Origin of the sequence: Streptomyces sp. MK7 (assembly GCF_032658145.1) — a bacterium.
In the GTDB taxonomy this organism is placed as follows: Bacteria; Actinomycetota; Actinomycetes; order Streptomycetales; family Streptomycetaceae; genus Streptomyces; species Streptomyces spiralis.
Genome location: NZ_JAVACL010000025.1, coordinates 94332 through 121027 on the forward strand (window position 1 = coordinate 94332; position 26696 = coordinate 121027).

Sequence of the window (26696 nt, forward strand, 5' to 3'; positions counted from 1 at the left end):
GGAGAAACCCATGCGCATCGCCGTCTTCGGAGCCGGCGGCCCCACCGGCCGCGAACTGCTCACCCAGGCCCTCGACAACGGGCACGAGGTCACCGCGGTCACCCGCAGACCGCTGCTCGTCCCCGCCCGCGAGGGCCTCGTCGTGGCCGAGGCCGACGCGCTGGACGCGCGGGCCGTCGACGCCGTGGTCGCCGGCCAGGACGCGGTCCTCTCGGCGCTCGGCGTCCCTCCGGGGAAGGGGCCGGTCACCCTCTACTCCGACTCGGCCGCCCATATGGCCGCCGCCATGGAGCGGCACGGGGTGAAACGGCTGATGGTCGTCAGCTCCAGCGTCCTGGACCCCGGCTGGCGGCCGAGCGGGGCGTTCTTCTTCAACAACGTCCTCGACCCCTACGTCAACCGGGTGATCGCCCGCGCGGCCCACGAGGACATGCGGCGCATGGAGGACGTGGTCCGCGCCCACGGCCTGGACTGGACGATCGTGCGTCCCTCGGGCCTCTTCGACCATCCCCGCCCGACGCCCTACCTGCTCGCCGAGGACAGCGCTGACGGCGTCTTCACGGCCCGCTCCGACCTCGCCGCGAGCATGCTCGCCCAGCTGGCCGACGACCGCTTCGTGCGCCGGGCGATGGGGGTGGCCACCACCCGGGTACGACCCAGTGTTCCGCGCATGATCTGGCGTGAGATACGGAAGAACACCCGTGCCGGACGCCCCGAAAGGTAGCCTCAGGACACCAGTCGGACACAGATGAGCCCGTCTCGGACGATCCCCCGCGTCGCCCGAGACGGGCGGCAGCACGACCTGACCCCGAATCGGGGGCCGGTCCGCTCGCGTTGAGTATAGTTGGCTGGCAGCCAGTCAACGCAGGAGTTTCAGCATGTCCCCGCGCAGCGCCTCGGTCAATGAAGAATTGCGGCGGCGTTCCCGGGAACGGCTCCTCCAGGCGGCGGTCGAACTGGTCGGCGAGCACGGGTACGACGCGACGACGCTCGGCGACATCGCGGACCGGGCGGGATCGGCCCGGGGCCTGGTGTCGTACTACTTCCCCGGCAAGCGCCAGCTCGTGCAGTCGGCCGTGCACCGGCTGATGCACCGCACGCTGGAGGAGGCGCTGGAGCGCGAGCCGCGCACGGAGGACGGCCGGGAGCGGATGGCACGGGCCATCGACGCGATTCTGGGGCTGGCCCGGGACCGGCCGGTGCTGATGCGCCAGCACATGGCGGGGATCCTCCAGGCCGAGGGGTTCGTGCAGTGCCCGGAGCAGCAGCGCCTGTCCCACCTGCTGCGGGACACCGTGGCCCGGCGCGGCTCGACGGACGTCGACGCCGACTACCCGATGCTGCGGGCGCTGCTGATGGGGGCGGTCTACGCGGCGCTGGTCCCCGGAGCGCCGATGCCGGTGCCCGTGCTGCGGGCCGAGCTGTTCAAGCGCTACCGGCTCGACTGGGACATGGGGCTCCCACCGGACACCGAGTCACCCGCCGGCTCGTGCCGCACGGACATCTCCCGCTTCTTCGCGACCGACCAGCACCCGGCGGACCGGAAGAAGTAGCCGGTCGGGGAGTCCGTGGTACGGCCGGGGGCCCGGCCCGGGTTCGAGGTTTGCCCGGGGCCCGGCCCGGGTTCGACATTCGGCTCGGGGGCCCGGCCCGGGTTCGAGGTTCGGCTCGGGGGCCCGGCCCGGGTTCGAGGTTCGGCCCGGGGGCCCGGTCCCGGGAGCTGGCGGCACGGGTCCGCAGGGCCGGGGCCGGCGCGGGTTCGCGGGCGGGAGCAGGTGGCACGGGGTCGGGGCCCGGAGCAGAGCGGCACAGGTCACCGGGCCGGGGCCCGGCACGGATCCACAGGCCCGGAAGCAGAGGCCACGAGTCCGCATGACCGGGGCCCGGTACGGGGCCGCGGGACCGAAGCCCGGTACAGGTCCGCGGGCGCAGGAGCGGGGGGAACGGATCCCCGGGGCCCGGGACAGCCGGAGCCGCTGAGCACTTGAGCACCTGAGCAGCTGAGCCGGAGCGGGTGGACCGTCCGGCGGGTCGTCGGACGGCTCGGGAGGAAACGGGCGGGCGACACGCCGTCCGGTGGCGTGTCGCCGCACTCCCCGGACGGGCCGCTTGCTGCCATGCTGGAGTCATCAGCGATCTCCTCCGACCACCGGGGTAAGGAGTTCCGCCGTGCTGCGTGTCGCCGTCGTCGGCTCGGGTCCGAGCGGGTGCTACACCGCTCAGGGCCTCGTCCAGCAGGACCCCTCGGTGTGTGTCGACGTCCTCGACCGGCTGCCGTGCCCGTACGGGCTCGTGCGCTACGGCGTGGCGCCGGACCACGAGAAGATCAAGTCGCTGCAGAACAACCTGCGGACGGTCCTGGAGCACGACCGGGTCCGGTTCCTGGGCGGCGTGCAGGTCGGCGGCCCGGGCGGGGTGCCCGCCGGGCGGCTGCGGCAGCTGTACCACGCGGTCGTGTACTGCGTGGGTGCCGCGACCGACCGCCGCCTCGGGATCCCGGGCGAGGATCTGCCGGGCAGCTGGTCGGCGACCGAGTTCGTGTCCTGGTACAGCGCCCACCCGGACGCCGTGGACGACGGGTTCGTGCGCGGGGCGCACAGCGCCGTGGTGATCGGTGTGGGCAACGTGGCCGTGGACGTCACGCGCATGCTGGCCCGCGGTGCGGCGGAACTGAGCCCCACGGACGTGCCCGAGGCCGCGCTCGCCGCGCTGACCGCGAGCCGGGTGTCCGAGATCCACATGGTGGGCCGGCGCGGCCCCTCGCAGGCCCGTTTCACCACCAAGGAACTGCGTGAGCTGGGGGCCCTGCCGGACACCGAGGTCGTCGTCGATCCGGAGGAGCTGGCGCTGGATCCGGGGTACGCGGACCCCTCGGCGCTGCCCGCCGCCCAGCGCCGCAACGTGGAGGTGCTGCGCGAGTGGGCGGCCACGCCCCCGCGGGGCGCCGCCCGCCGGATCCGGCTGCGCTTCTTCCTGCGTCCCGTGGAACTGCTCGCCGCCGACGGCCGGGTGGCGGCCGTGCGGTTCGAGCGGACGGTCCCGGACGGCCGCGGCGGTGCCATGGGCACGGGGCGGTACGAGGACGTGGCGGCGCAGCTGGTGCTGCGGTCCGTGGGCTATCGCGGGGTGCCGCTGGAGGGGCTGCCGTTCGACGCCGACACGGGCACGGTGCCGCACCAGGAGGGGCGCGTGCTGCGCGACGGGACGGTCGCGCCGGGCGAGTACGTGGCCGGCTGGATCAAGCGGGGACCCACCGGCGTCATCGGCACCAACCGGCCGTGCGCCAAGGAGACGGTGACCTCACTGCTCGCGGACGCGCCGGCGCTCGTACGTACGCGGGTACCCGACGATGCCGTCGACGCGTTGCGCGCCGAGGGCGTCGAGCCGGTCGAGTGGGAGGGATGGCAGGCCATCGAGCGGGCCGAGGCGGAGCTCGGCGCCTCGCTCGGGCGGAGCGTGGTCAAGCTCCCCGACTGGGAGTCGCTGCGAGCGGCGGCGCGCACCTCGGTGCCGTAGGGGTCGTAAGGGGTCGCAGGGGTCGCAGCCCGCGGACGGAAGCACGCATGTCACCCGGTGTCACCGGCGTCCGGGGATGGCACACGTGGGCCGGCCGGCTGCCTCACCGGTCCTCGTCGTGACCGGCGGTTTCGCCCTCCCCGTGGCGGGCGGCCTGCCGGGTGGCGGCAGCGACAAGACTGTCGAGCAGTCCCGGGAAGAGGTCGTCCAGGTCGTCGCGGCGCAGGCCGTTCATCTTCGCCGTGCCCCGGTAGATCTGCCGGAGCACGCCGGCCTCGCGCAGCACGCGGAAGTGGTGCGTGCTCGTCGACTTGGAGACGGGCAGGTCGAACTGGGAACAGGTCAGCTCCTCGGCCCCGGCGGCCAGCTCCCGCACGATCTGCAGCCGCAGGGGATCGGACAGCGCGTGCAGCACGCCCTCCAGGCGGATCTCCTCCCGTGCGGGGTGCGGAAGATCACGGCTGCCGGCGGCGGTGGCGGTGGCGTTCACGGCGGCTCCACTTCGTACGAGTTCCTCATCCTACGAGAAACATCGTAGTTTGACAGCCAACGTACTACGAGAGTTATCGTACAAGTCGCGATCGGTTCGGTGACGAACGTGACCGGTCCCCCCGTGACGAAATGGAGTCCGCCATGAGTGCGCTCTTCGAGCCCTACGCACTGCGCGAAGTGACCCTCCCCAACCGCGTCTGGATGCCCCCGATGTGCCAGTACTCGGCCGAGCCCGAGGGGCCCGGGGCCGGCGTCCCGCGCGACTGGCACTTCGCCCACTACGCGGCGCGGGCGACCGGCGGCACGGGCCTGATCATCGTGGAGGCCACCGCGGTGTCGCCTCAGGGCCGGATCTCGCCGTACGACCTCGGCATCTGGAACGACACCCAGGCCGAGGCGTTCCGCCGGATCACCGGCTTCCTGAGGAGCCAGGGCACCGTGCCGGCGATCCAGCTGGCGCACGCCGGCCGCAAGGCGTCGACGGACCAGCCGTGGAAGGGCGGGGCGCCCCTCGGACCGGAGGAGCTCGGCTGGCGGCCGGTGGCGCCGAGCGCTGTCGCCTTCGCCGACCGGCACCCGGTCCCCGACGAGCTGAGCGCCCACCAGATCCAGGAGGTCGTCGGGCAGTTCGCGGACGCGGCGCGGCGGGCCCTGGCCGCGGGCTTCGAGATCGCCGAGATCCACGGCGCCCACGGCTACCTGATCAACGAGTTCCTCTCCCCGCACTCCAACCACCGCACCGACGCCTACGGCGGCTCGTACGAGAACCGGGTGCGTTTCGCCCTCGAGGTCGTCGACGCGGTGCGCGCGGTCTGGCCCGAGGACAAGCCGCTCTTCTTCCGCATCTCCGCGACCGACTGGCTGGAGGACGCCGGCTGGACCGCGGACGACACGGTGCGCTTCGCGGCCGAGCTGCACGCGCACGGTGTCGATCTGCTCGACGTCTCCACCGGCGGCAACGCCCCCGGCGTGAGCATTCCGACGGGGCCCGGCTACCAGGTGCCGTTCGCGACGCGAGTGAAGACCGAATCGCCGATGGCGGTCGCCGCCGTCGGACTCATCACCGACGCGGAGCAGGCGGAGAAGATCGTCGCCAATGGCGAGGCCGACGCGGTCCTCCTGGGCCGCGAACTGCTGCGCAACCCCTCCTGGGCTCGGCACGCGGCCCGCGAACTGGGCGGCCAGGTACACGTACCCGACCAGTACCACCGCTCCGTCTGACGACCGCTCCGCGCAGCGCCCGTCAGCCCCGGAGCGGCGCCCGCCCGGCTCGGAAGCTGCCTCCGGCCCCGCTCCCCCAGCGCGGCGGCAGCAGGCGGGACACGGTCTCCTCCAGGCGGGGCAGTGTCCGCTGGCCCGCGAGGGCGAGGGCGATGGCCGCGGCGACGCCGGCCCAGGCGACCGGTCCCAGGGGAGTGCAGCCGAAGAGACGGCTGACGCCCGGGGTCTGCACCACGGCGACGAGGACGACGGCGGAGCCGAGGGACGTCACCCGGACCAGCGGGCTGTCGCGGCGGTCGAGAAGCGTCTGGACGAGCTGGGTGCCGACCACACCGCACAGGGCCATCGTGCCGGAGCGGCGGGCACTGCCCGGTGTGAAGCGTCCGATCAGCCAGGCCGTGACCGCGCCCAGACAGGTCGTCAGGGCGCGGTGGCGGATCTGCCGGATCAGCGGCTCCCCGAGGACACCGCCGGCCGCGTCCTCGGGCGATCCGGCCCGGGTCTGCTCGACGTCCTCCTTGGGCGTCACCGCGACCGCCATCGCCGGGAACAGATCGGTGAACAGGTTCACCATCAGCATCTGCCGGGTGGACAGCGGCGCCCTGCCCGACATCAGGGTGCCGAGGATGCCGAAGCCGACCTCGCCGGCGTTGCCGCCGATGAGGATGGCGATGGCGTCCGCGACGCTGTGCCACAGGGCGCGGCCCTCGCCGATCGCGTCGATCAGGACGGTGAGATCGTCGTCGGTGAGGACGATGTCCGCGGCGTTGCGCGCGGCCGCCGAGCCCCGCGCGTTGATGCCCACGCCGATGTCGGCGGCCCGGATCGCCGCGGCGTCGTTGGCTCCGTCGCCGACCATGCCGACCACCCGGCCCGCGTCCCGCAACGCCTCGACGACCTGGAGCTTCTGCTCGGGCGCCACCCTGGCCACCACGCCCGCGTCGCGCAGCATGCGGGCCCGGGCGGAGCGGTCGGCGGCGGCCAGTTCGTCGCCGGTGACCACGGGGGTGTCGGCCGGCCAGCCGAGTTCCATGGCGATCGCCCGCGCGGTCTGCGGGTGGTCACCGGTGAGCATGACCGGCCGGACGCCCTCCTCGTACAGGCCGTGGACGAGCGCCGTGGAGGTCTCGCGCGGCACGTCCGACAGCGCCAGCAGACCGGCGAACTCCAGTCCCGCCAGAGGTTCTTCGAGTACGTCCGTCTCCTTCTCGCGCGCGGCGAGCCGCCGCCGGGCCACCGCCAGGACCCGCAGCCCGTCGCCGGCCAGCGCGTGCGCGGCGTCGGAGGCGTGGGCCGGGAGTCCGGAGCAGGCGGGCAGGACGGTCTCCGGGGCGCCCTTGACCACGAGCACCCGCGGCCCGTCCGCGCTGCGGCCCACGGCGGCCGCGTAGCCGCGGGCGGCCTCGAAGCCGAGGCCTTCGAGCTGGGTCCACTCCGGGTCGGGGCGGGCCGCGTCCAGGACGGCCTCGTCGGTGGCGTGCACCGGCCGGTCGGAGCCGCCGTTCACCCGCGGGCAGGCCCGCGCGGCCGCGCGCAGCGTCTCCGCGGCGGCCTCGTCGCGCACCGCGTGGACCGTGCCGCCCGTATCGCAGACGCGCACCAGGCGCAGCCGGTTCTCGGTGAGCGTGCCGGTCTTGTCGAAGCAGAGGGTGTCCATGCGGCCCAGCGCCTCCAGGGTGCGCGGGGTGCGCACCAGCACGCCGCCCCGGGTGAGCCGCCTGGCCGCCGCCAGTTGGGCCACCGTGGCCACCAGCGGCAGGCCCTCGGGAACGGCGGCCACGGCGACGGCCACGCCGCCGCTGACCGCCTCGTGGACGGGGGTGCCGCGCAGCAGCGCGATGCCCGTCACCGCGGCCCCACCCGCCAGTGTCAACGGCAGGGCCTTGCGGGTGAGTTCCTGGAGCCTGGCCTGGACTCCGCCGGCCGGGGGCGTACGGGCGGCGAGGTGCACGGCGCGGGCGGCCTCGGTGTGCTCTCCGATGTCCACCACGACGGCCCGGGCGCGTCCGCCCACCACGGTCGTGCCCTCGAAGACCATGCACCGCCGGTCGGCGACGGCCGCGTGCGGGGTCGGGGCGGTCTGCTTCTGCACCGGCAGGGACTCCCCTGTCAGCGCGGACTCGTCGACCTCCAGGCCCTCCTCCCACAGCAGGCGCGCGTCGGCGGGCACCACGTCGTCGCCCTTCAGCTCGATGACGTCGCCCGGGCGCAGCTTGCCGGCGTCGACCGTACGGGTGCCGCCGGCCGGCGCCTCCGCGTCCGGGGGCGCGATGCGCGCCTTGCGCTTCTGGTCGGCGAGCAGCCCGGACAGCGCCCGCTCGGCGCGCAGCCGCTGCACGCCGCCGACGAGGGCGTTCAGGTCCAGGGCGCCGACGACGAGCAGGGCGTCCAGCATGGAGCCGAGGATCGCGGAGGCCGCCGAGCCGACGGCCAGCACCGGGGTGAGGGGGTCGTGCAGTTCGCCGCGTACGGCCGCGCCGAGCTCGTAGGTCCAGCGCACGGGGGTCATGGCCGGGTGCCGGGCGACGCCGTCGGCCGCCTTGCGGAGGCGGCCGGTGGCCCGCTCGAACGTGGTCGGTACGGCGGCCGGTTCGTGCTCCAGTTGCTCGCGCGCCTCCTCCGAGTCCAGTTCGTGCCAGTGCACGCGCGGGCTCGGGTGCGGGGCGCGGGCGGCCGCGACCCCCAGGGCGGCCCGCGCCCCGGACAGCAGGGCGGCGGCCGCCGCCGCGTCGACCGGTGCGTGCCGCAGCCCGGGCAGTACGGCCCGGCGCCCGCGTCCGCCCTTGGACTCGCCGATGGCGACGAGCAGCCCGGACAGCGCGGCGCCGGACCGGGCCAGGGTCTGCGCCCGGTGGCCGACGGCGCGGGCGGCCGTGACCGCGGTCAGCACCCGCCACACGTCGGGCAGGCCGTGCACGGCCAGGATGTCCGCGCTCCAGACGACGGCGCTGTCGTGGTCGGCGAGGGCGACGGCGATGTCGCTGCCGCGCAGTCCGGCCAGGAGGCCCTGCTCGTCGGCCGACCGCATCCGGGCGACGGTGAGCACCACGCCCTCGTCCTCGCCGCCGCGCAACCCGTACACCACGTCGTCCAGGGGCCGCCGGGCGTCGACGACCTCGTCGGCCAGGCCGGTGAGGTCCTCCAGGGCCGGGTCGTCGACGAGGACGACCTTGAGCCGGGCCCGGCGGGCCGCGTCGAGCACGGCCTCCGCCCACGGATCGACATCCCCGGTCTCGGTGCGCAGGGCGCTCGGGTGCAGCACGACGGTGCCGGTCATCCCCAGCTGCCGCAGCCGTTCCGCATCGCGCACCAGCACGCCGGTGCGGGCCAGCGACGCGCTCAGTACGGAGTGGAACAGGGCGGGCCCGTAGCGCGCGGCCTTGGGCGAGCCGGCCAGTACCGCCTCGGCCGCCTCCGCCGCGTCGTGCTTGACCAGCAGGGTCACCGCCGCGCCCAGCAGACTGCCCGCGGAGGCGTGTTCGGCGTACTCCTGGGCCGGCGTCAGGCGCAGCGGCGGGCGGGGGAAGGCGCCGGCGGCGACGCTGACCCGGTCCGGGGCGCACAGCCGGTCGTGGACCGTGTCGAACGCGGCCGAGCGGGCCACCGTCTCGGCCAGCTGGCAGGAGCGCAGCACCCCGTCGAGCACGAGTGAGGTGGGGGTCTGCCCGGCGCCGTGGACGGCCGCGTTGGCGCAGGCCAGCAGGAGGTCCATCCGCTGATGGCCCAGCCGGGCGCGCAGCCGCGCGCGAAAGCGCGGGTTCTCGCGCAGCAGCGTCAGCGCGGCGGTCACCATGCGCGGTGACGGCGGCAGCCGCAGGGCGTAGGCGGTCAGTCCCGCGGCGATGCCGACGACGTCGGCGGCGAGCGTGGCCGCGGCGAACCGCACCCCCGCGGGGTCGGCCGGATGGGTCGTCTCCTCGGGGTCGCCGCCCGCGAGCGTCAGATCGTGCTGGGCGGCCAGCTCAGCCGCGCGATCCGTCACCCGTTCGGCGGCCTCCTCCTGGGTGGCGGTGACGACCAGACGCCCGAGCCCCTGGTCCCAGTAGGCGAACAACACGTCGGGGTGCTCGGCCAGGGCGGCCGCGACGCGGCGCGCAAGGTGCTCGGTGCCGCCGGCGCGCCGGACCCGCTCCGGCTCGGCGGGGCGCAGCGCGAAGTGCGCGCGCCTGCCGGAGCGCCAATGGACCCCCGCGCCGGGCAGCGCGTTGCGCGCGACCCGCGTCACCCGCGCCGCCGCGTCCAGGCCGTGCACGCCGGCGCGAGCCGTACCGGCCACCGCCCCGGCGGCCACCCCGACCGCCGGGGCCGCCGCCCGCGCCAGCAGCCGGGGCGCCTCGTTCAGCCGCCGCGCGGCGGCCGCCGGAGCCGTCAGCAGACCGAGCACCATGACGTTCCTCAGCGGGTGGTACGGGCGCGCCGCGCCGTCGGGCCGAGGGTCCCGGTGGTGGACCCGCTGGAGGACGCCTTCGCCGTGGCGGCCTTGCCGCCGGCCGTCTTACGAGTCGCCTTGCTCGTGGCGGATGTGGTGGCGGTCCTGGTGGTGGCCGCCTTCACCGTGGCGGCCTTGCGTGTGGACGCCTTGCTGGTGGCCGTCCCGCCCGTCGGCGCCTTCGCGGTGGCGGCCTTGGCCGTCGCCGACTTGGCCGCGGAGGTCCTGCCCGCGGGCGGCCTGGTCCGGCTCCGGGTGCCGGGGGACCTGAGGGCCGCGGCGGCGACGTCCTCGGCGCCTTCGCGGGTGGCGGCGGCGCGTTTGCGCGCGGCCTGCCGGGCGGCGGCCGTGGTGCCGGTGGGTCGTGCGACGTTGCGGGCCGCCGGTTCGCTGACCGGCATGGCCTCTCCGGTCTCCGGGCCGCCGTCCGGTGCGGTGCCAAGGGCCTGCGGCGGCTGTCCGGCTCGTTCGGGGTGATCGGGCCTCGGCTGGGTCAGCCAGGCCACGGCCGCGCCCGTGAGGGCGACCGGCCACTCCACCACTCCGGCGACGCCGAGCACCCCGGCCCCCGTGTAGACCGCGATCCGCCGGCCCCTCGGCGACACGGCGCCGACCTTGTCGAGCGTTCCCTGGGCGGCCCTGCCCACGAGCCCTGCGCCGGGTACCCGCCGCAGCACCGAGGCAGCGCCGTGCAGGGGCGCCGTAAGGATCGACGACGACTTCTGCTCAGCCATGACTCTCCTCGCCTGGGGGTGAGATCCCTTTCCGTGGCCGGGTGCCCGCGACAGTGCTGGTCATCCCGCCATTTCTCAGGGAACGTCAGGGGCTGCGCGCGCGCCACCCGACTCCCGGCTCCCCGGGCTCTTCGAGTGCCTCGTCGGGCACGTCGGGGGAGCGCTCCCACGACCTTCTGCGCCGAGCGTGGCCAGAAAGTGCTTACACTCCACGCTGTCATGATCATGACAGACATGGCCCTCTCCCCCGCGAGCGCCGCCATCATCGGCTCCCCCGCCGCCGACGGCATCCACTGCCTGGGCAGCCGCACGCCGCAGAACGTGAGGTGGGAGGACGTCGGCGAGGACGCGGCCACCTTCCTCGGCAAGTCGTCGTCCTTCTCCTACAGCGTGATCGGGGGCGGTGCGAGGAAGGCGTCGGACAAGGTGTTGCAGTTCAACGGCGCGGGCAAGCTGGCGGTCTCTCAGTTCCAGGTGGAGGACTTCGGCCAGCTGGTCCGCTCCTGCGGCAACTGCAGGACGCAGTACAAGCGCACGATCGCGGTCAGCGGCGTCGACTGTCACGGCGCCCGGCAAGGCGATCGTCGGCATCAACCAGAACTACGGTGACGCGGCGCCGCTGAGCAGGATCCGCATCCATGGCGACAGCTCGAAGAAGATCAAGCCGTGCGTGCGCTATCAGGGCAACAACGCCGGCGCGGAGCCCACGGAGACCGGCAGCGGACCGGACGGCACGTACTGCCGCTACTCGGCGTCGGACATCACCTGCAGCCGACGCGTCACGCGCGCGGCGTCCACGGCGGCGGAGGGCTCCCGGCCCCCGTGGACACCGCGATGGTGTCGTCGGGCCCGGTGGCGAAGCGCAGGTTCCGGCGTACGCGGCGTAGGGGGGTTCGCCAGGTCCCGCGGCGTCACCAGGTCTTGCGGCCCCACAGCGGATCGAAGCGGGCCCACTCGGCGTCCCACTGGTCCAGACGGCGGCGTTCCAGGCGGCCGCGCAGGACGCGGCTGCCGGCCAGGGGGACGGCGGCGGCGCTCATGCCCGCCAGCCCGCCGATCAGCAGGGCGTGTGTGTGGGCCTGGGTGGGTGTGGCGGGCCTGGTGACCAGCCCGCCGTCAGGGTCGGTCCACACTGTGACGCGGGTGCCGGGTGCGCTGCCGGAGGGCACCCGGGCCTGACCGGTGTGCGCGGAACCGTCGGGCGCGGTCCAGCGCACCTTCGCCCACACCCTGAGCGTGTCGGTCCCCTGTGTGGCCCCACGGCCGCTCCCGTCGCCCGTCGGGTCCGGGTCACCGGGCCGCGGGCGTGACGCCTGCTGGGTCACCAGCGCCGCCGTGGGCCGCCACTCGAGCCGTTCCCGGGCCATGACGCCCTCCACTCCGCCGGCGGCGGTCCACCCGGTGAGCACCCCGGCGGCCACGGTGAGCACCCACGCCCCCAGCACGACCCAGGCCTCCACCGTGTCGGAACGGCGTTTGAGCGGATTGCGGCGCCACCGCCACAGCCACACCTCGGGACCCCGGAACGCCATCGACGGCATCCTCCTCACAAGCTCACGGGCCACACGGACCTGCCCCACCGCCCTTCCTTACGGCAGAGGGCTCCTCGACGCTCATCACGGGTTCCCCGGCCCGGCGCTGCCATGGGTCCGGCGGCGGCGCGAAACCGTCCCTTCCGCACGCCCCGGCTCGCGGGGCACGCCCACCATGCCGGTCCGACCTGCGACGACGTCATCGCGGGGGTGACTGTCAGTGGTGGGGTGCAGACTGGCCGGTGTCCGAGACAAGGATGTCCGGACGAAGACCTCTCGGAGGTGATCGGCATGACCGAGGTACTGCTCGCCGTGGGCACCCGAAAGGGCCTGTTCATCGGGCGGCGGCGGGACGGCGCCTGGGAGTTCGACGACAGCCCCTACTTCAACGCGCAGGCCGTGTACTCGGTGGCCATCGACACCCGCGGCGCCGTTCCGCGGCTGCTGGCCGGTGGCGACAGCGCGCACTGGGGCCCGTCCGTGTTCCACTCCGACGACCTGGGCCGTACGTGGACGGAGCCCGCCCGGCCGGCGGTGAAGTTCCCCAAGGAGACGGGCGCCTCGCTGGAGCGGGTGTGGCAGCTGCACCCGGCGGCCGCCGAGCCCGACGTGGTGTACGCGGGCACGGAGCCGGCCGCGCTCTACCGCTCCGAGGACCGCGGCGAGAGCTTCGAGCTGGTCCGCCCGCTGTGGGAGCACCCCACGCGGTCGAAGTGGGTGCCGGGCGGCGGCGGTGAGGGCCTGCACACCGTGGTGACGGACCGGCGCGATGCGAGGGCCGTCACGGTCGCCGTGTCCACCGCCGGGGTGTTCCGTACGGCCGACGGCGGCGCGAGCTGGGAGCCCTCCAACTCCGGGGTGTCCGCGGTGTTCCTGCCCGATGCCAACCCGGAGTTCGGCCAGTGCGTTCACAAGGTGGCGCAGGACTCGGTCAACCTCGACCGGCTCTACCTGCAGAACCACTGGGGGGTGTACCGCAGCGACGACGGGGGCGCGCACTGGACGGACATCGGCGAGGGACTGCCGTCGACGTTCGGCTTCGCGGCGGCCGCCCATCCGCACCGGGGCGACACGGCGTACGTCTTCCCGATCAACGCCGACGCGGACCGGGTGCCCGCCGAACACCGGTGCCGCGTGTTCCGCACGGCCGACGCCGGCAAGAGCTGGGAGCCGCTCACGGCGGGCCTGCCGCAGGAGGACCACTACGGCACGGTGCTGCGCGACGCGCTGTGCACCGACGACGCCGACCCGGCCGGCGTGTACTTCGGCAACCGCAACGGCGAGGTGTACGCCTCGGCGGACGACGGCGACAGCTGGCAGCAGCTGGCCGCGCATCTGCCGGACGTGCTGTGCGTACGGGCGGCGGTGATCGGCTGAGCATGACGGCACTTGCCGGCCCCGAGGCGCAGTCCCGGCCGTCCCCCGTGACGGCCGGGCCCGGGTTTCGGCCACAGCTTGATCAACGGCCGGTGTCCGGCAGTAGGGTGACGCCCGTGGCACCACGACCGTTGCATGAAATCGTCGAAGCAGGCTGGGCGAAGGCCCTGGAACCCGTGGCCGGGCGGATCGCCGCGATGGGTGACTTCCTGCGCGCGGAGATCGCCGCCGGACGCACCTACCTCCCGGCCGGCGCGAACGTTCTGCGCGCCTTCCAGCAACCCTTCGACGACGTACGCGTCCTGATCGTCGGCCAGGACCCGTACCCGACCCCAGGGCACGCCGTCGGCCTTTCGTTCTCGGTGGCGCCCGAGGTGCGTCCGCTGCCCGGCAGCCTCGTCAACATCTACCGGGAGCTGAACGGCGACCTGGGGCTGCCCCAGCCGTCGAACGGCGACCTGACGCCCTGGACCCGGCAGGGCGTGCTGCTGCTCAACAGGGCGCTCACCACGGCCCCGCGCAAGCCGGCCGCCCACCGCGGCAAGGGCTGGGAGGAGGTCACCGAGCAGGCGATACGGGCACTGGCGGCACGCGGCAAGCCGCTGGTGTCGATCCTGTGGGGCCGTGACGCCCGCAATCTCCGTCCGCTGCTCGGCGACCTGCCCTCGGTGGAGTCGGCCCATCCCTCTCCCATGTCGGCCGACCGCGGCTTCTTCGGCTCGCGCCCGTTCAGCCGGGCCAACGACCTGCTGGTCCGGCAGGGGGCGCAGCCCGTGGACTGGCGCCTGCCGTGACGGGCCGGACGGAGGCCGGCGCGGACTCGGCGGCCGGCTTCCTCGCCGTGGACTCGGGCGGTTCCGGAATGCGGGTCGTCATCGGTGTGCCCGGGGCCGGGCCGCTCGCTCAGCGGGCGTCGGAGGAACCGGTGCGCACGGGGGACCGGGGGATCGATCCCGGACACCTGGTGGAGCAACTCGTGCCGATGGCGCGGGCGTTGTCCGCCGAGGCCGGGGTGGGGCGGCTGGAGGCGGCCGTCGTGGGAGCGGCCGGACTCGCCACCCTGGGCGACGCCCTGCGCGCCGAACTCCCCGGGGCGCTGGCGCGGGAACTGGGGGTGCGCAGGGTCGCACTCGTCGCCGACGCGGTCACCGCCTATGTCGGCGCCCTGGGCCCGCGGCCCGGGGCGGTGATCGCCGCCGGGACGGGCCTGATCGCGATCGGCACCGACCTGTCCGGCTGGCACCGTGCCGACGGCTGGGGTCATCTCCTCGGCGACTGCGGCAGCGGGGCGTGGATCGGGCGGGCGGGTCTGGAGGCCGCGCTGCGCGCCCACGACGGACGGGACGGCGGCTCGGCGGCGTTGCTGGCGCGTGCCGAGGAGGCGTTCGGGCCGATGCCGCGGCTGCCCGGCATAATCTATCCGCGCTCGGACCGCGCCGCCGTCCTCGCCTCCTTCGCGCCCGAGGTGGCCGCCTGTGCCGCCGAGGACCCCGTGGCGGCCGGCGTGCTGCGCGCGGCGGCCCGGCACATGGCCGAGTCGGCCGCCGCCGTCTGCCCTCCCCTCGGCGAGCCCCTGGTCGCCCTCACCGGAGGCCTGTTCAAGATGGGCGACCCGCTCCTCGTGCCGCTGGAGCAGGAGTTGGCCGTACGGCTGCCGCACGCGCGGCGCGTGGCCGCCGAGGGGGATCCGCTGCACGGCTCGGTGCGCATCGCCACCGACCTGGCCCGAGGCACCTTCGCCCTGCCCGGTGACGAGAAGCTGCTCTACGTGCCACCGGCACAAGGGGATTGATCCGCTCACGTCCGCCACGTCCGCATGTGTCCGGCGTATGTCGGACAAGTGCGCCCATGTCGCGGGCGAGTTGCCGTATCCGACCCCTTGCACACATCCACCGGTTCGGATCACCGCGTCACGCATCCGACAAAACCGGACGGATACCGCTCACCTGCACCCTCCCCGAACAGCAGGACCCGGAAAGCCAGTAACATGCGGCGCCATGAGCTCCCCCACTGGGCCCGCGTCCGGCCTGCCAGTACGAATGCCGCGCCCCCGCCAGCCCGGACGGCACCGCCGACCCGAACCGCTGGCCGCTCCCGAGGGCGCGCCCGCGCTCGTCCTCGCGGTGCCGGGCACGCCCGGCGCCGCCACGCGCAGCCTTGCCGAGGAGGTCGTGAGCATCGCCCGCTCCGAGCTTCCCGGCCTCGACGCCCTGATCGGGTACGTCGACGGGGACGACGAGGAGTTCCCGACCCTGCGGTCCGTGCTCGCGCACGCGGCCGACCAGCGGACCGCCCGCTACGAGCAGGCGCTGGCCGCCGGTGCCGAGGTCAAGGAGCCCGACGGCCCGGTCGGGGTCGTCGTGCCGCTGCTGGCCGGCCCGGACAGCGCGCTGCTGCGTCAGATCCGCCAGGCCGTGATGGACAGCCGGGTCGCCGCCGAGCTGACCGATGTGCTCGGCCCGCACCCGCTGCTCGCCGAGGCGCTGCACGTGCGCCTGTCGGAGGCCGGCCTGGCCCGCGCCGACCGCGCCCGCCTGTTCACGGTGGCCACCGCCGCCGACGGCATCATCCTCGCGTCGGTCGGCGGCGAGGAGGCCGTCCAGGCCGCCGGGATCACCGGCATGCTGCTGGCCGCCCGCCTCGCCGTGCCGGTGATGGCGGCCGCCCTCGACCAGGAGGGCTCGATCGCGGCCGTCGCCGCGCAGTTGCGTTCCTCCGGGTCCCAGCAGCTGGCCCTGGCGCCGTACCTGATCGGCCCGGAGATCGACGCGGAGCTGATCGAGGCGGCCGCCAAGGAGGCGGACTGCCCGGCCGCCGAGGCGCTCGGCCCGTACCCGGCCATCGGCAAGCTCGCCCTGGCCAAGTACACGACCGCGCTGGGCATCGCCCCGCAGCAGTCGCAGGGGACGCCGGTCCGCTGATCCGCGCGTCGCCGACCTCCGGCGGCATCGCGAACCACCGAACGACCGGCACTACCCGCATGACCCGTACGACCCGCTCGACCCGTACGACCTGTACGACCTGTACGACCGCACGAAGGGCCCGCTCCGGACAGCCGGGGCGGGCCCTTCGCCGTGCGGCGGCGGTGCGTGGCGGTGCGGGAGCGGGTCGGGGGCGTCAGCCGAAGACCACGCAGGACGCCGCGGCCACCCGCACCGCGCCGGTGCGCTCCGGGAGCCCCGTGTCCGGGTCCACCGCGAACCAGGTCACATCGCCGGAGCGCTCGTTGGCGACGTAGAGGAAGCCGGCGGACAGGGCGAGCGCCCGGGGCCAGTGGCCGCCGCAGGGCACCGTCGCCACCAGTTCCAGCCGCTCCCCGTCCGCCTCGACGGCGAACACGGACAGCACGTCCTCACCGCGGGTGGCGGTCCACACGAACCGGCCGTCAGGGGCGGCCACGACGCCCGAGGGGTAGGCGTCACCGGCCGGGGCATGGGGCAGGACCGGCGTCTCGGCCAGCGGCTTGAGGGCGCCGCTCGCGGCGTCCCAGCGGCAGGCGGTGACGGTGGGCGTGAGTTCGTTGACGACGTAGGCGTGCCGGCCGTCCGGGTGGAAGGCCAGATGGCGGGGTCCGGAGCCGGGCCGCAGCGCGATCTCGCGGTGCACGGTGAACTTGCCGTCCGCCAGCGCGTACACCCGCACCGAGTCCGTGCCCAGGTCGACCCCGACGGCCCAGCGTCCGCTCGGGTCCGGCTGCACCTGGTGGGCGTGCGGACCGCGCTGCCGGCGTTCGTGCGGACCGGACCCGGTGTGCCGCAGGACGTCGGAGGGGGCATGGGCGAGCCGGCCGTCGGCGCGGACCGGGACGGCGCTGACGCTGCCGGAGCCGTAATTGGCGGTGAGGACGTGCCCGTCGAACACGCTCAGATGGGTCGGTCCGCTCCCGCCGACTCGCACCGGGGCCCCGGTGAGCTCGACGGTCTCCTCCTTCACCCGGTACGCGGCCACCGCGCCCTCGGCGGTCTCGCTGACCGCGTACAGCGTGCCGCCGTCGGGCGACAGGGCCAGGTACGACGGGTCCAGCACGCCGTCCACGTCGCTCAGCACGGTCAGCGCGCCATCGCTGTGGGCCACGGCCGCGGTGACCACGCCGGGTCCTCCCGCCGCCGTGAACGACCCGATGAACGCCCGCCGCCGCCCGCCGCCCTCGCCTGCCACCACTGTCCCCTCTCGCCCGCTCGACCCGTCTCGGGCTGACGGTAGCAGTCGATCATGTGCGGTCTAGACCAAGGCCGGAGAATCTCGGGGTGTCCCGGCGCTTGGGGGTGGGGCGGGTGCGCCGTGGTGGTCAGGCGCCGACCAGGGGGGACCCCGAGGGGGCTCGGAGCGGGGCGGCCAGGTCGGTCAGGGCCCGCTCCAGGCCGTGGAGGTGGGCGAGGGCGCCCGCTTCCGCGGTCGGGCGGGCGGTGTCGGTGGCGGGCGTCGCGGTGAAGGGTTCGGCGCCGCCGGTGAGCGCCTCCACGGCCGCCTCCACTCGCCAGCAGGCGGCGGCCAGGCGCGCGTCGTGGGAGGCCTCCGGGTCGGCGGCGACGGCGACCAGACCGCGGATCTCGCGGGCGCAGTCGTCGAGCAGCGTGAGTACCCGGCGGGCGCGCCGCTTGCGGCCGAGCATCGGGTTCAGCGGGTGGACCAGCGGAGCCACGGAGAGCCGTACCCGGCCGAGCAGCTGCTCCAGTTCGGCCACGCGGGGCGTGGGATCGGCGTCCGCGACGCCCGCGAGCCGGGCGGCGGCCTCGGCGGTGCACGCGTGGACGCAGCGCAGGGCGCGCTGGATCCAGGCATCGGTGACGGAGTGGGTGGTGACGGGCAGCACGAACAGCACGGCCAGCCCGGCACCGAGTGCGCCGACGGCGGTCTCGCCGAGCCGCAGGGCGACCAGGCCGGGGGTGAGGACGCCGAGGAGGCCGTAGAGCGACTCGGCGAGCAGCGTGACCCAGAGCATCATCCAGGTGTAGGACACGGCGGCCGTGTAGAAGATGCCGAAGACGCTGACGGCGACGAGGGCGAGGGTGGGCAGGACGGCGCCGTGCAGCGGGACGACGAGGAGGGCGCCGAGGCCCAGGCCGAGCACCGTGCCGAGGACGCGGCGGAAGCCGCGCACCAGGGTCTCGCCGCGCGAGACGGTGTTCACGAAGACCCACCAGGTGGCGCCGACGGCCCAGTACCAGCGCTGTCCGGAGACCATCTGCCCCACGACGAGCGCGAAGGCGGCGCCGGAGGTGGCCTGGACGGCCTGCCGGGTGATCACCCGGGCCAGTGCGCTGCCGGCCGGCGGCACGGGCACGGCGGGGGGCAGCCGGTGTTCGTAGCACCACAGCCCGAAACGGACCGCTGCCGCGCTGAGCACGGACAGGAGGAGGGCGGCGGACAGCTGGGGCAGCTGCCCGCTGGTCGCGTGCAGGAACTGCGCCACGAAGAAGGTCATGAACGCGAACACGCCCAGGCTGTGGCCCCGCGGTCCCCAGCGGCGCGCGTACACGCCCGCGCCGACCACGGCGAGGAAGGCGAGGTCCCGGGCCACGGGGTGGTCGTGCAGTCCGGCCGCGGCGGCGAGGACGGGGATGCCGACGACCGGCAGCAGCGCGGTGGTGACCGCCTGCGCCCGGACCGTGGGGTCGGTGACGGTGAACAGGGCGAGCAGCGCGGCGAGCCCGCCGGTGACGGCGCCCGGAAGGGAGTGTCCGGCCAGTCCGCAGACGGCGACCGCCAGGCCGATGCCGAGGACGGCACGGGCCGCGAACCGCAGCCGCGCCCGTCCCGGGTCCGGAGCCGCGAACACCCTCTTCAGCACTGTTTACCGCCCCCTTGGCAGACCTGGAACACCGGCATGGGACGCCGGTACGGAACACCGGCATGAAAAAGGCGCCGCGGGGGTCCGCAGCGCCATCGACGTGTCCATAACACCATCCACTCGGCCCGTGGCTCAAGTGACGTCCGATTCACTGAGCCATTGGCCCAGCCGGACACCGATATCCGGTACCGGCGGAGGGCCAATGGACGACGACGCCCGACCAGGGCGGGCCGCACCACACTGGGCCATTGGTACAGTCGGCGTCGATCGACGAACGCAGAAGGGCACGGGCGCCGCCATGGCCGTGGACGAACTCGACACCCGTATCCTGCGGCTGCTCCTCGAACAGCCGCGCACCAGCGTGCGCGAGTACGCCCGCGTTCTCGGCGTCGCCCGCGGCACGCTCCAGGCCCGCCTGGACCGCCTCGAACGCGACGGCGTGATCACCGGCACGGGTCCCGTCCTCTCCCCCGCCGCCCTCGGCCACCCGGTGCTCGCCTTCGTGCACATCGAGGTCACCCAGGGGCATCTGGACGACGTCGGGGACGCGCTGGCCGCGGTGCCGGAGATCGTCGAGGCGTTCTCGATCACCGGCGGCGGCGATCTGCTGACCCGGGTCGTCGCGCGGGACAACGCCCACCTGGAGGACGTGATCCAGAAGCTGATCAGCCTGCCGGGCGTGGTCCGCACCCGCACCGAGGTGGCCCTGCGCGAGCGCGTCCCTCACCGGCTGCTGCCGCTGGTGGAGTCGATCGGCCGGACGGCGAAGAGGTGACCTAGGAGCGGCGCGGCCTGCCGCGCTTGCCGCCCTTGGTCTCCTTGGTGGTCCTCACGCCCTTCGCGCCCCTGCCGCCGCGTGATCCTCCGGAGCCGCCCGAGCCGGCTCTCGTGGTGGTGGCCTTGCCGGCACGTCCGGTCGACTTGCCCGCCGTGGGCTTCCGGCGGGCGTCCGCGCCCCCGGCCCGGTCGTCCTGGGACCCGCCCGGGGTCCGGACGCCGCCGCGTCCCCGGGTGCTGTTGACCGTCCGGCCCCGGACGATCCCGATGAAGTCGTCGACCAGGTCGGTGGTCCTCTCCTCCGGCCACGCCAGCGCGACGCTCGACTGCGGGGCGTCGACGACCGGACGGTAGGTGAGGTCCCTGCGGTGGTAGAGGCGGGCCAGCGACTGCGGGACGACGAGCAGGCCCACGCCCGCGGCCACCAGCTCGACGGCGTCCTCGGTGGTGGCGGGGCGCTCGAAGGCGGGCTCCCCCGGTGGCCGCTCCCAGCCGATGACGTCGTCCAGGGGGTGGAGGACGACCTCGTCGGCCAGGTCCTCGACCGATACCTCGTCCGCGGCCGTCACCAGATGGCCCTTGGGGACGATGACCACCGTCGTCTCGGTGTAGAGCGGGATCGCGCTGAAGAACGTACGGTCCACGGGCAGCCGTACGAGGCCCGCGTCCGCCGCGCCGTCGCGCAGCACTCCGGGCACGTCGGCGGCCGGGACCTGAACGAGTTCGAGGGGGATGCCGGGCAGCCGCTCGTTCCAGATCCGCGCCCACTTGGCGGGCGTCGCCCCGGGAACGTACGCGAGCCGGAACGAGGGGGATGCTTCCGAGCCTGTCACTCCGCCTAGGTTACCCGGCGTGGTCGGACCACCCGCGACCGGTCGATAGTCTGGACACCATGAAGTCGCACCGCAGCACCCAGACCATGAAGCCCGCCACCGCGGCGAAGAAGCTGGGTGTGTACCTGCCCGCCACGCCCGCCGATTTCCAGGAGGGCGTCGTCTCGCGGGCAGAGCTCGACGAGCTCCAGGCCGATCCGCCCGAGTGGCTGCGCGACCTGCGCCGCAACGGCCCCCACCCGCGCCCCGTGGTCGCGGCCAAGCTGGGCGTCTCCATCGCGGGCCTCGCGCGCGGAGGAATCACCGAGGCGCTCACCACGGAGCAGATCGACACCCTGAAGCAGGACCGGCCTCAGTGGCTGGAGAAGGAGCGGGCCACTCAGGCCGAGGTCCGCAAGGAGGCGGCGCGTCTGAAGAAGCGGAACGCCGAACGCGCGGCGCGGGGCGCCGAACAGAGCGGCACATCTCGCGCCTGACACCGGAGACCACCGGCTGACTCAGCACACACAAAGGCGGTTCCCCGCACGCCTCTGCACGCTCCTTTGCGCCCCCGTTGATGGGCGGACCGGAGTCGAACGCGCAGTGAACTGGGCAGGACATGCATCGGGCGCCAGGCCCTGAAGAACCGCCCGACTTTCGTGTGCCGACCGAGGCAGGTGGTTCCAAAGGCATCGCGGAGTGCGTGAGGAAGGGCTGGCGGGGTCCCGTCTGGCCGTCGGCCAGACCCTCTTCGCCCACATCCGCTACCACCGAGGCTCCCTCGCCGAAGCCGAGGAGCTGGTCCGGGAAGGGCTGCGGATCGCGGACAAGGTGGAGGGGGCGGTGCCCGCGCAGTGGTTCGCGATCGGGGTGCTGATCCAGACGCTGCTGGCCCGGGGGCGGACGGAGGAGGCGCGGCGGATCGCCGATGCCCACCATGACGGCGAGGGCGTGCCGAACGCGGTCATCTACCCCGATCCGCGCACGGTGTACGCCGAGTTGCTGCTGGCCGAGGGCCGGTAAGCCGATGCGGTGGCGCTGCTGACCGACGTCGGTGAGTGGTCGACGGCCGGGCCCGGCGCAATCCCGCCTGGTGTCCGTGGCAGCTGGACCTGGCGTCCGCGCTGGCCTCCACGGAGCCCGAACGGGCGGCGGACCTCGCGCGGGATGCCGTCCAACGGGCCCGGGAGTTCGGTACGGCGTCGGCGACCGGGCAGGCCCTGCACACGCCGGCCGAGGTGACCGGGGGCCGGCGGCGCTGGATCTGCACGCGGAGGCGGTGGAGCAGCTGGAACGGTCGCCGGCCGCGTACGAGCTGGGCCGGGCGCTGGTCGGGCACGGTGCCGCGCTGTCCCGCAACGGCCGGCTGCAGGAGGCCGCCGACCGCCTCTACCAAGGGCTGGAGACCGCGGTGCACTGCGGGGCGGAGGCCCTGGCCGGCCGGGTCCGGGACGAGCTCTCCGCGGCCGGGCTGCGGCCGCTGCCCCTGCGGTACGCGCAGACGGACACGCTGCTCACCGCTCAGGAACGCAAGGCTGCCGAGCGGGCCGCGCAGGGCCGTCCGGTGGCGGTGGTCGCCAAGGAGCTGCGTCTCCCGGAGCAGGGTGTGCGGCAGCTGCTCTCCTCCGTGTACCGCAAGGTCGGCACCGACGCCGCCGATCTGGCCGCCGCTATGGAGACGTTCCCCAGGCCCCGTTCGTGACCTCCCCCCGGCGGGGCCCGGCGTCCGGGGTGGTCGGCCGGCGCTCAGGCCGCGCGGGTGCCGCCGTCCTTTGTCTCCTTCTGTTCCTCCCGGTGGATCGGTTTCTCCGAGCCGGTCAGAGGGACGCCGGTGCCGCCGCGGCGGATGGCCACGATCTCCGCCATGATCGACAGGGCGGTCTCCTCGGGCGTCCGGGCGCCGAGGTCGAGGCCGATCGGGGATCTGAGCCGGGCCAGTTCCCCCTCGCAGAGGCCTGCTTCGCGCAGCCGCCGCTCACGGTCGGCGTGGGTGCGGCGTGAGCCCATCGCGCCGACGAACGCCACCGGCATCCGCAGGGCCTGGGTCAGCAGGGGTATGTCGAACTTGGCGTCGTGGGTGAGCACGCACAGCACCGTGCGCGCGTCGGTCGTGGCGCCCCGCAGATAGCGGTGGGGCCAGTCGACGACGATGTCGTCGGCCTCGGGGAAGCGGGCCCGTGTGGCGAAGACGGGGCGGGCGTCGCACACCGTCACGTGGTAGCCGAGGAACTTGCCCGCCCTGACGAGTGCGGCGGCGAAGTCGACCGCCCCGAAGACGATCATGCGCGGCGGGGGCACGTTGCACTCGACGAGCAGGGTCAGGCCGCCCGGGCAGTGCGATCCGTCCTCCGACAGCTTCCGCGTGCCGGTGCGGCCTGCCTCCAGCAGGGCGCGGGCTTCGGCCGCCGCGGTGCGGTCCAGCTCAGGATGGCCGCCGAGGCCGCCCTCGTACGTGCCGTCGGGCCGGGCCAGCAGCGTGGCGCCGAGGAGGCCGGCCGGTCCCCGGACGACGCGGGCGAGGGCCACCGGCTCGTCGCCGGCGGCGGCCGCCAGTGCCGCCCGGAACACCGCCCGCAGCGGACTGTCCTCGCGGACGGGGGTGACGAGGATGTCGATGACCCCGCCGCAGGTCAGTCCGACGGCGAAGGCGTCCTCGTCGCTGTAACCGAACCGTTCGAGGACACTCTCGCCGTCCTGGAGCGCCTGCCGGCACAGCTCGTAGACCGCTCCCTCCACACAGCCGCCGGAGACCGAGCCGATCGCCGTGCCCTCGCTGTCGACGGCGAGGGCGGCGCCGGGACCGCGCGGTGCGCTGCCGCCGACGGCCACGACGGTGGCGACGGCGAAGTCCCGGCCCTCCTCGATCCAGCGGTGCAGCTCGCCGGCGATGTCAAGCATGCGGTTCCCCGGGCAGGCTCTGCAGGACGCGGTCGGGGCGGATGGGAAGGTCGCGGTGGCGGACGCCGGTGGCGTGCCACACCGCGTTGGCGATCGCGGCGGCGGCGCCGACGATGCCGATCTCCCCGATGCCCTTGATCCCGACGGGGTCGTCCGGGTCCGGGTCGTCCACCCAGTCGGCCTCGACGAAGGGGACGTCGGCGTGCGTGGCGACGTGGTAGCCCGCGAGGTCGGCGCCGTAGAGGCCGCCGGTGGCGCGGTCACGGACCGCCTCTTCGTGCAGGGCCATGGAGATGCCCCAGGTCATGCCGCCGACGAGCTGGCTGCGTGCGGTGAGCGGGTTGACGATCCGGCCGGCCGCGAAGATGCCCAGCATGCGGCGCACCCGTACCTCGCCGGTGGTGACGTCGACCGCCACCTCGGCGAACTGGGCGCCGAAGGAGTGCCGTTCCTTCTGCGCGAGGGCGCCGAGCGCGGCGGTGGTGTCGGACCGTACGGTGATGCCCTCCGGCGGGATGTCGGCGCCCAGCGCCAGCCGCTCCCGCAGTTCGGTGGCCGCGGTCATGACCGCCCAGGCCCAGGAGCGGGTGCCCATGGAACCGCCGGCGATCATCGCCGGTCCGAAGTCGCTGTCGCCGATCCGGACCTTGATCCGGTCCGGTGAGACCTCCAGCGCGTCGGCGGCGATCAGGGTGAGCGCGGTGCGGGCTCCGGTGCCGATGTCGGCGGCGGCGATCCGCACCGTGAACGTGCCGTCCGGTTCGGCCGTGGCGACCGCCGTGGAGGGTCCGGCTCCCGCGCCGAAGGAGGCGCCGGCCGTACCGGTGCCGAGCAGCCAGCGCCCTTCACGGCGCACACCGGGGCGCGGATCCCGGTCCGCCCAGCCGAACCTGCGGGCGCCCTCGCGGAAGCAGGCGGGCAGGTTGCGGCTGCTGAAGGGCAGTCCGGAGACGGGGCCCCGCTCGGGTTCGTTGCGCAGCCGCAGTTCGATCGGGTCGAGCCCGCACTTCTCGGCGAGTTCGTCGAGCGCGGACTCCAGCGCGAACGAGCCCGGTGCCTCGCCCGGGGCGCGCATGAAGGTCGGGGTGGGCACGTTCAGCCGGACGACACGGTTGGCGGTGTGGTGGGCGTCGGCGTCGTACATCACCCGGGCCGGTCCGGCCGCGGACTCGACGAAATCGTGGACGGCCGAGGTGAGGTTGACAGAGCTGTGGTCCAGTGCCCGCAGCCGTCCGTCGGCGTCCGCGCCCAGCCGGACGCGCTGCGCGGTGGGACTGCGGTAGCCCGTCAGGGAGAACATCTGACGGCGCGTCATGACCACCCGGACGGGGCGCTGGAGGACGGTTGCGGCCATCACGGCGGCCACTTGGTGCGCGCGGACGCCCTTGCTGCCGAAGCCCCCGCCGACGTGTTCGGAACGCACCCGCACGGAGGCCGGGTCGAGCGAGAACATCTTGGCGAGTTCGCCGACGACCCAGGTGGTGCCCTGGTTGGAGTCGACCAGTTCCAGCCGGCCGCCGTCCCACCGGGCGGTCGCCGCGTGCGGCTCCATCATGGCGTGGTGCTCTTCGGGGGTGGTGTACTCCTCGTCCACGACGGCGTGGGACGCGGCGAGTTCGGCGTCCAGGTCGCCCTTCTCCGCCACCGCCGGCATGTAGCCGTCCACCGGGTGGGCGTCCGCTCGGGCGGCGGAGAAGTCGATGTCGTGCGGCTCCTGTTCGTAGTGCACGACGAGCGTTTCGGCGGCCTCACGGGCCTGTTCGGACGTCTCGGCGACGACCAGAGCCACCGGCCAGCCCAGGTGCGGCACCCGGTCGTGCTGGAAGACGGCGCAGGTGGGGTCCGGGACGCCCAGCATGCCGACGTAGTCGGTCTCCACGCGCGGGGCGTTCTGGTGGTGGAGTACGGCGAGGACGCCCGGCCGGGCGAGGACGGGGGCGGTGTCGACGGACCGGATCCGGCCGCGGGCGACGGTGGACAGCACCAGCCAGCCGTGGGCGAGGTCGGCGAAGGGGATCTCGCCCGCGTACCGGGCGGCTCCGGTGACCTTCTCGCGGCCCTCCACGCGGGTGTGCGAGGTCCCGGTGAAGCCCTTGGTGGACGTACGAGTCCCGGTCGTGGCGGTGGTCATCGGGCGGCCTCCTCGGTGAGTTCGGTGAGCACGGCCACCACGAGGTTGCGGATCAGGGTCACCTTGTACGCGTTGTGGGGCAGTGGTTCGGCCGCCGCCAGTTCGGCGTCCGCGGCGGCGGCGAAGGTCTCGGCGTCGGCCGGCGCACCGGCCAGCACCTGTTCGGCCGCCCGGGCCCGCCACGGCCGGGACGCGACCGCGCCGAAGGCCAGGCGGACATCGCGTACGGCACCGTCCTGGACGTCCAGCGCGGCGGCGACCGAGCCGATCGCGAAGGCGTAGGAGGCGCGCTCGCGGACCTTGCGGTAGCGGGAGTGGGCGGCGACCGGCGCGGGCGGCAGGCTGACGCCGGTGATCAGCGCGCCCGGCGGCAGGGCGGTCTCCAGGTGCGGGGTGTCGCCCACGGGCAGGTAGAAGTCGTCGAGCGGCAACTCGCCCGGCCCGTCGGCCGTCTCATAGGTGACGACGGCGTCGAGGGCGGTCAGTGCCACGCCCATGTCGGAGGGGTGGACGGCCACGCAGTGCGCGGAGGCGCCCAGGATGGCGTGGTTGTGGTGCTCGCCCTCGATCGCGGGGCAGCCGCTGCCGGGGTTGCGCTTGTTGCACGGCTGGGTCACGTCGGTGAAGTAGCCGCAGCGGGTGCGCTGGAGCAGGTTGCCGCCCACGGTGGCCATGTTGCGCAGCTGTCCGGAGGCGGCGGCCAGGACGGCCTGCGTCAGCACCGGGTAGCGGCGACGGACCTCGGGGTGGGCGGCGAGGTCACTGTTGGTGACGGTCGCGCCGATGCGCAGGCCGCCGTCCTCGGTGGCTTCGATCCCGTCGAGCGGCAGTTCGCGGACGTCCACGAGGCGGGCGGGCCGTTCGACGCCGGTCTTCATCAGGTCGACGAGGTTGGTGCCGCCGCCGAGGAAACGGGCCTCGGGGTCGGCGCCCAGCAACGCCACGGCGCCGGCGACGTCGTGGGCCCTCTGATAGCCGAACTCCCT

Annotated in this window: 22 protein-coding genes and 1 pseudogene; 13 read left to right on the forward strand and 10 right to left on the reverse strand. The window is 74.4% G+C overall.

Annotation, left to right across the window (positions count from 1 at the left end):
* The first annotated feature begins 10 nt into the window (after window positions 1–10).
* From R2S09_RS25240 to R2S09_RS25250, 3 genes are all read left to right on the forward strand, one after another.
* On the forward strand, window positions 11–724 hold the full coding sequence (locus R2S09_RS25240; RefSeq protein WP_316743390.1) for an SDR family oxidoreductase: 714 nt from the start codon (window positions 11–13) through the stop codon (window positions 722–724).
* 154 nt (window positions 725–878) lie between these two features.
* A complete protein-coding gene (locus R2S09_RS25245; RefSeq protein ID WP_316743393.1) occupies window positions 879–1553 on the forward strand; it encodes a helix-turn-helix domain-containing protein in 675 nt (224 codons plus the stop codon).
* A gap of 616 nt (window positions 1554–2169) precedes the next feature.
* Window positions 2170–3516: an FAD-dependent oxidoreductase gene (locus tag R2S09_RS25250; RefSeq protein ID WP_316743395.1), complete on the forward strand. Its 1347-nt coding sequence runs from the start codon at window positions 2170–2172 to the stop codon at window positions 3514–3516.
* Window positions 3517–3619: 103 nt separating this feature from the next.
* Here the strand turns inward: R2S09_RS25250 and R2S09_RS25255 are convergent, their stop codons facing one another.
* Window positions 3620–4006: a helix-turn-helix transcriptional regulator gene (locus R2S09_RS25255; protein WP_306190698.1), complete on the reverse strand. Its 387-nt coding sequence runs from the start codon at window positions 4004–4006 to the stop codon at window positions 3620–3622.
* A 143-nt stretch (window positions 4007–4149) separates the two neighbouring features.
* On the opposite strand from R2S09_RS25255, the gene R2S09_RS25260 reads away from it, so the two are divergent.
* Window positions 4150–5229 (forward strand): NADH:flavin oxidoreductase/NADH oxidase, encoded by a 1080-nt coding sequence (locus R2S09_RS25260; RefSeq protein WP_316743397.1) that lies wholly within the window; start codon window positions 4150–4152, stop codon window positions 5227–5229.
* A 22-nt stretch (window positions 5230–5251) separates the two neighbouring features.
* Here the strand turns inward: R2S09_RS25260 and R2S09_RS25265 are convergent, their stop codons facing one another.
* On the reverse strand, window positions 5252–9616 hold the full coding sequence (locus tag R2S09_RS25265; protein WP_316743398.1) for a cation-translocating P-type ATPase: 4365 nt from the start codon (window positions 9614–9616) through the stop codon (window positions 5252–5254).
* A gap of 8 nt (window positions 9617–9624) precedes the next feature.
* Entirely contained in the window at window positions 9625–10392 is a 768-nt protein-coding gene (locus tag R2S09_RS40635; RefSeq protein WP_399144609.1) for a hypothetical protein, read from the reverse strand.
* A 261-nt stretch (window positions 10393–10653) separates the two neighbouring features.
* On the opposite strand from R2S09_RS40635, the pseudogene R2S09_RS25275 reads away from it, so the two are divergent.
* Window positions 10654–11158 (forward strand): annotated as a pseudogene (locus R2S09_RS25275) (pectate lyase); the annotation flags it as partial.
* A gap of 145 nt (window positions 11159–11303) precedes the next feature.
* Here the strand turns inward: R2S09_RS25275 and R2S09_RS25280 are convergent.
* Window positions 11304–11924: a hypothetical protein gene (locus tag R2S09_RS25280; RefSeq protein ID WP_316743400.1), complete on the reverse strand. Its 621-nt coding sequence runs from the start codon at window positions 11922–11924 to the stop codon at window positions 11304–11306.
* Window positions 11925–12215: 291 nt separating this feature from the next.
* Between R2S09_RS25280 and R2S09_RS25285 the strand changes: the two genes are divergently transcribed.
* From R2S09_RS25285 to R2S09_RS25300, 4 genes are all read left to right on the forward strand, one after another.
* Window positions 12216–13301 (forward strand): sialidase family protein, encoded by a 1086-nt coding sequence (locus R2S09_RS25285; protein ID WP_306190702.1) that lies wholly within the window; start codon window positions 12216–12218, stop codon window positions 13299–13301.
* 116 nt (window positions 13302–13417) lie between these two features.
* Window positions 13418–14095, forward strand: a complete 678-nt coding sequence (locus tag R2S09_RS25290) for a uracil-DNA glycosylase (RefSeq protein WP_306190703.1) — start codon at window positions 13418–13420, stop codon at window positions 14093–14095.
* Between the two features lie 68 nt (window positions 14096–14163).
* Entirely contained in the window at window positions 14164–15093 is a 930-nt protein-coding gene (locus tag R2S09_RS25295) for a BadF/BadG/BcrA/BcrD ATPase family protein (RefSeq protein WP_316743426.1), read from the forward strand.
* A gap of 205 nt (window positions 15094–15298) precedes the next feature.
* Window positions 15299–16222, forward strand: a complete 924-nt coding sequence (locus R2S09_RS25300) for a sirohydrochlorin chelatase (protein ID WP_306190704.1) — start codon at window positions 15299–15301, stop codon at window positions 16220–16222.
* A 196-nt stretch (window positions 16223–16418) separates the two neighbouring features.
* On the opposite strand, the gene R2S09_RS25305 is transcribed toward R2S09_RS25300, so the two are convergent.
* Both R2S09_RS25305 and R2S09_RS25310 read right to left on the reverse strand, forming a co-directional pair.
* On the reverse strand, window positions 16419–17459 hold the full coding sequence (locus R2S09_RS25305) for a lactonase family protein (protein ID WP_316743403.1): 1041 nt from the start codon (window positions 17457–17459) through the stop codon (window positions 16419–16421).
* A 130-nt stretch (window positions 17460–17589) separates the two neighbouring features.
* The gene (locus R2S09_RS25310) at window positions 17590–19092 is read right to left on the reverse strand and encodes an FUSC family protein (RefSeq protein ID WP_316743405.1); all 1503 of its coding nucleotides are present in this window, start codon (window positions 19090–19092) and stop codon (window positions 17590–17592) included.
* 298 nt (window positions 19093–19390) lie between these two features.
* Here R2S09_RS25310 and R2S09_RS25315 point away from each other — a divergent pair, with 298 nt between their 5' ends.
* Window positions 19391–19867, forward strand: coding sequence for an Lrp/AsnC family transcriptional regulator (locus R2S09_RS25315; RefSeq protein ID WP_306190707.1), 477 nt, complete (start codon window positions 19391–19393; stop codon window positions 19865–19867).
* Between the two features lies 1 nt (window position 19868).
* On the opposite strand, the gene R2S09_RS25320 is transcribed toward R2S09_RS25315, so the two are convergent.
* Entirely contained in the window at window positions 19869–20702 is an 834-nt protein-coding gene (locus tag R2S09_RS25320) for a LysR family substrate-binding domain-containing protein (RefSeq protein ID WP_306190708.1), read from the reverse strand.
* A gap of 59 nt (window positions 20703–20761) precedes the next feature.
* On the opposite strand from R2S09_RS25320, the gene R2S09_RS25325 reads away from it, so the two are divergent.
* From R2S09_RS25325 to R2S09_RS25335, 3 genes are all read left to right on the forward strand, one after another.
* The gene (locus tag R2S09_RS25325; RefSeq protein WP_306190709.1) at window positions 20762–21178 is read left to right on the forward strand and encodes a DUF5997 family protein; all 417 of its coding nucleotides are present in this window, start codon (window positions 20762–20764) and stop codon (window positions 21176–21178) included.
* Window positions 21179–21380: 202 nt separating this feature from the next.
* Window positions 21381–21704 (forward strand): hypothetical protein, encoded by a 324-nt coding sequence (locus R2S09_RS25330; protein WP_306190710.1) that lies wholly within the window; start codon window positions 21381–21383, stop codon window positions 21702–21704.
* Window positions 21705–21960: 256 nt separating this feature from the next.
* Window positions 21961–22383, forward strand: coding sequence for a hypothetical protein (locus R2S09_RS25335; RefSeq protein ID WP_316743408.1), 423 nt, complete (start codon window positions 21961–21963; stop codon window positions 22381–22383).
* A gap of 44 nt (window positions 22384–22427) precedes the next feature.
* On the opposite strand, the gene R2S09_RS25340 is transcribed toward R2S09_RS25335, so the two are convergent.
* From R2S09_RS25340 to R2S09_RS25350, 3 genes are all read right to left on the reverse strand, one after another.
* A complete protein-coding gene (locus R2S09_RS25340; protein WP_306190712.1) occupies window positions 22428–23579 on the reverse strand; it encodes an XdhC family protein in 1152 nt (383 codons plus the stop codon).
* Window positions 23572–25710 (reverse strand): xanthine dehydrogenase family protein molybdopterin-binding subunit, encoded by a 2139-nt coding sequence (locus R2S09_RS25345; RefSeq protein WP_316743411.1) that lies wholly within the window; start codon window positions 25708–25710, stop codon window positions 23572–23574. Before R2S09_RS25345 ends, R2S09_RS25340 begins: the two co-directional genes overlap by 8 nt.
* Window positions 25707–26696: xanthine dehydrogenase family protein subunit M (locus tag R2S09_RS25350; RefSeq protein ID WP_316743413.1), on the reverse strand; the 990-nt coding region annotated here is incomplete at its 5' end. The genes R2S09_RS25345 and R2S09_RS25350, both read right to left, overlap by 4 nt.

Bases quoted from the DNA above. Each gene is read 5' to 3' on its own strand.
- R2S09_RS25280 (WP_316743400.1), bottom strand. From the start codon at position 11,924: ATGGCGTTCCGGGGTCCCGAGGTGTGGCTGTGGCGGTGGCGCCGCAAT.
- R2S09_RS25285 (WP_306190702.1), top strand. From the start codon at position 12,216: ATGACCGAGGTACTGCTCGCCGTGGGCACCCGAAAGGGCCTGTTCATC.
- R2S09_RS25345 (WP_316743411.1), bottom strand. From the start codon at position 25,710: ATGACCACCGCCACGACCGGGACTCGTACGTCCACCAAGGGCTTCACC.
- R2S09_RS25300 (WP_306190704.1), top strand. From the start codon at position 15,299: ATGAGCTCCCCCACTGGGCCCGCGTCCGGCCTGCCAGTACGAATGCCG.
- R2S09_RS40635 (WP_399144609.1), bottom strand. From the start codon at position 10,392: ATGGCTGAGCAGAAGTCGTCGTCGATCCTTACGGCGCCCCTGCACGGC.
- R2S09_RS25265 (WP_316743398.1), bottom strand. From the start codon at position 9,616: ATGGTGCTCGGTCTGCTGACGGCTCCGGCGGCCGCCGCGCGGCGGCTG.
- R2S09_RS25340 (WP_306190712.1), bottom strand. From the start codon at position 23,579: ATGCTTGACATCGCCGGCGAGCTGCACCGCTGGATCGAGGAGGGCCGG.
- R2S09_RS25245 (WP_316743393.1), top strand. From the start codon at position 879: ATGTCCCCGCGCAGCGCCTCGGTCAATGAAGAATTGCGGCGGCGTTCC.
- R2S09_RS25325 (WP_306190709.1), top strand. From the start codon at position 20,762: ATGAAGTCGCACCGCAGCACCCAGACCATGAAGCCCGCCACCGCGGCG.
- R2S09_RS25260 (WP_316743397.1), top strand. From the start codon at position 4,150: ATGAGTGCGCTCTTCGAGCCCTACGCACTGCGCGAAGTGACCCTCCCC.
- R2S09_RS25295 (WP_316743426.1), top strand. From the start codon at position 14,164: ATGCGGGTCGTCATCGGTGTGCCCGGGGCCGGGCCGCTCGCTCAGCGG.
- R2S09_RS25315 (WP_306190707.1), top strand. From the start codon at position 19,391: ATGGCCGTGGACGAACTCGACACCCGTATCCTGCGGCTGCTCCTCGAA.
- R2S09_RS25240 (WP_316743390.1), top strand. From the start codon at position 11: ATGCGCATCGCCGTCTTCGGAGCCGGCGGCCCCACCGGCCGCGAACTG.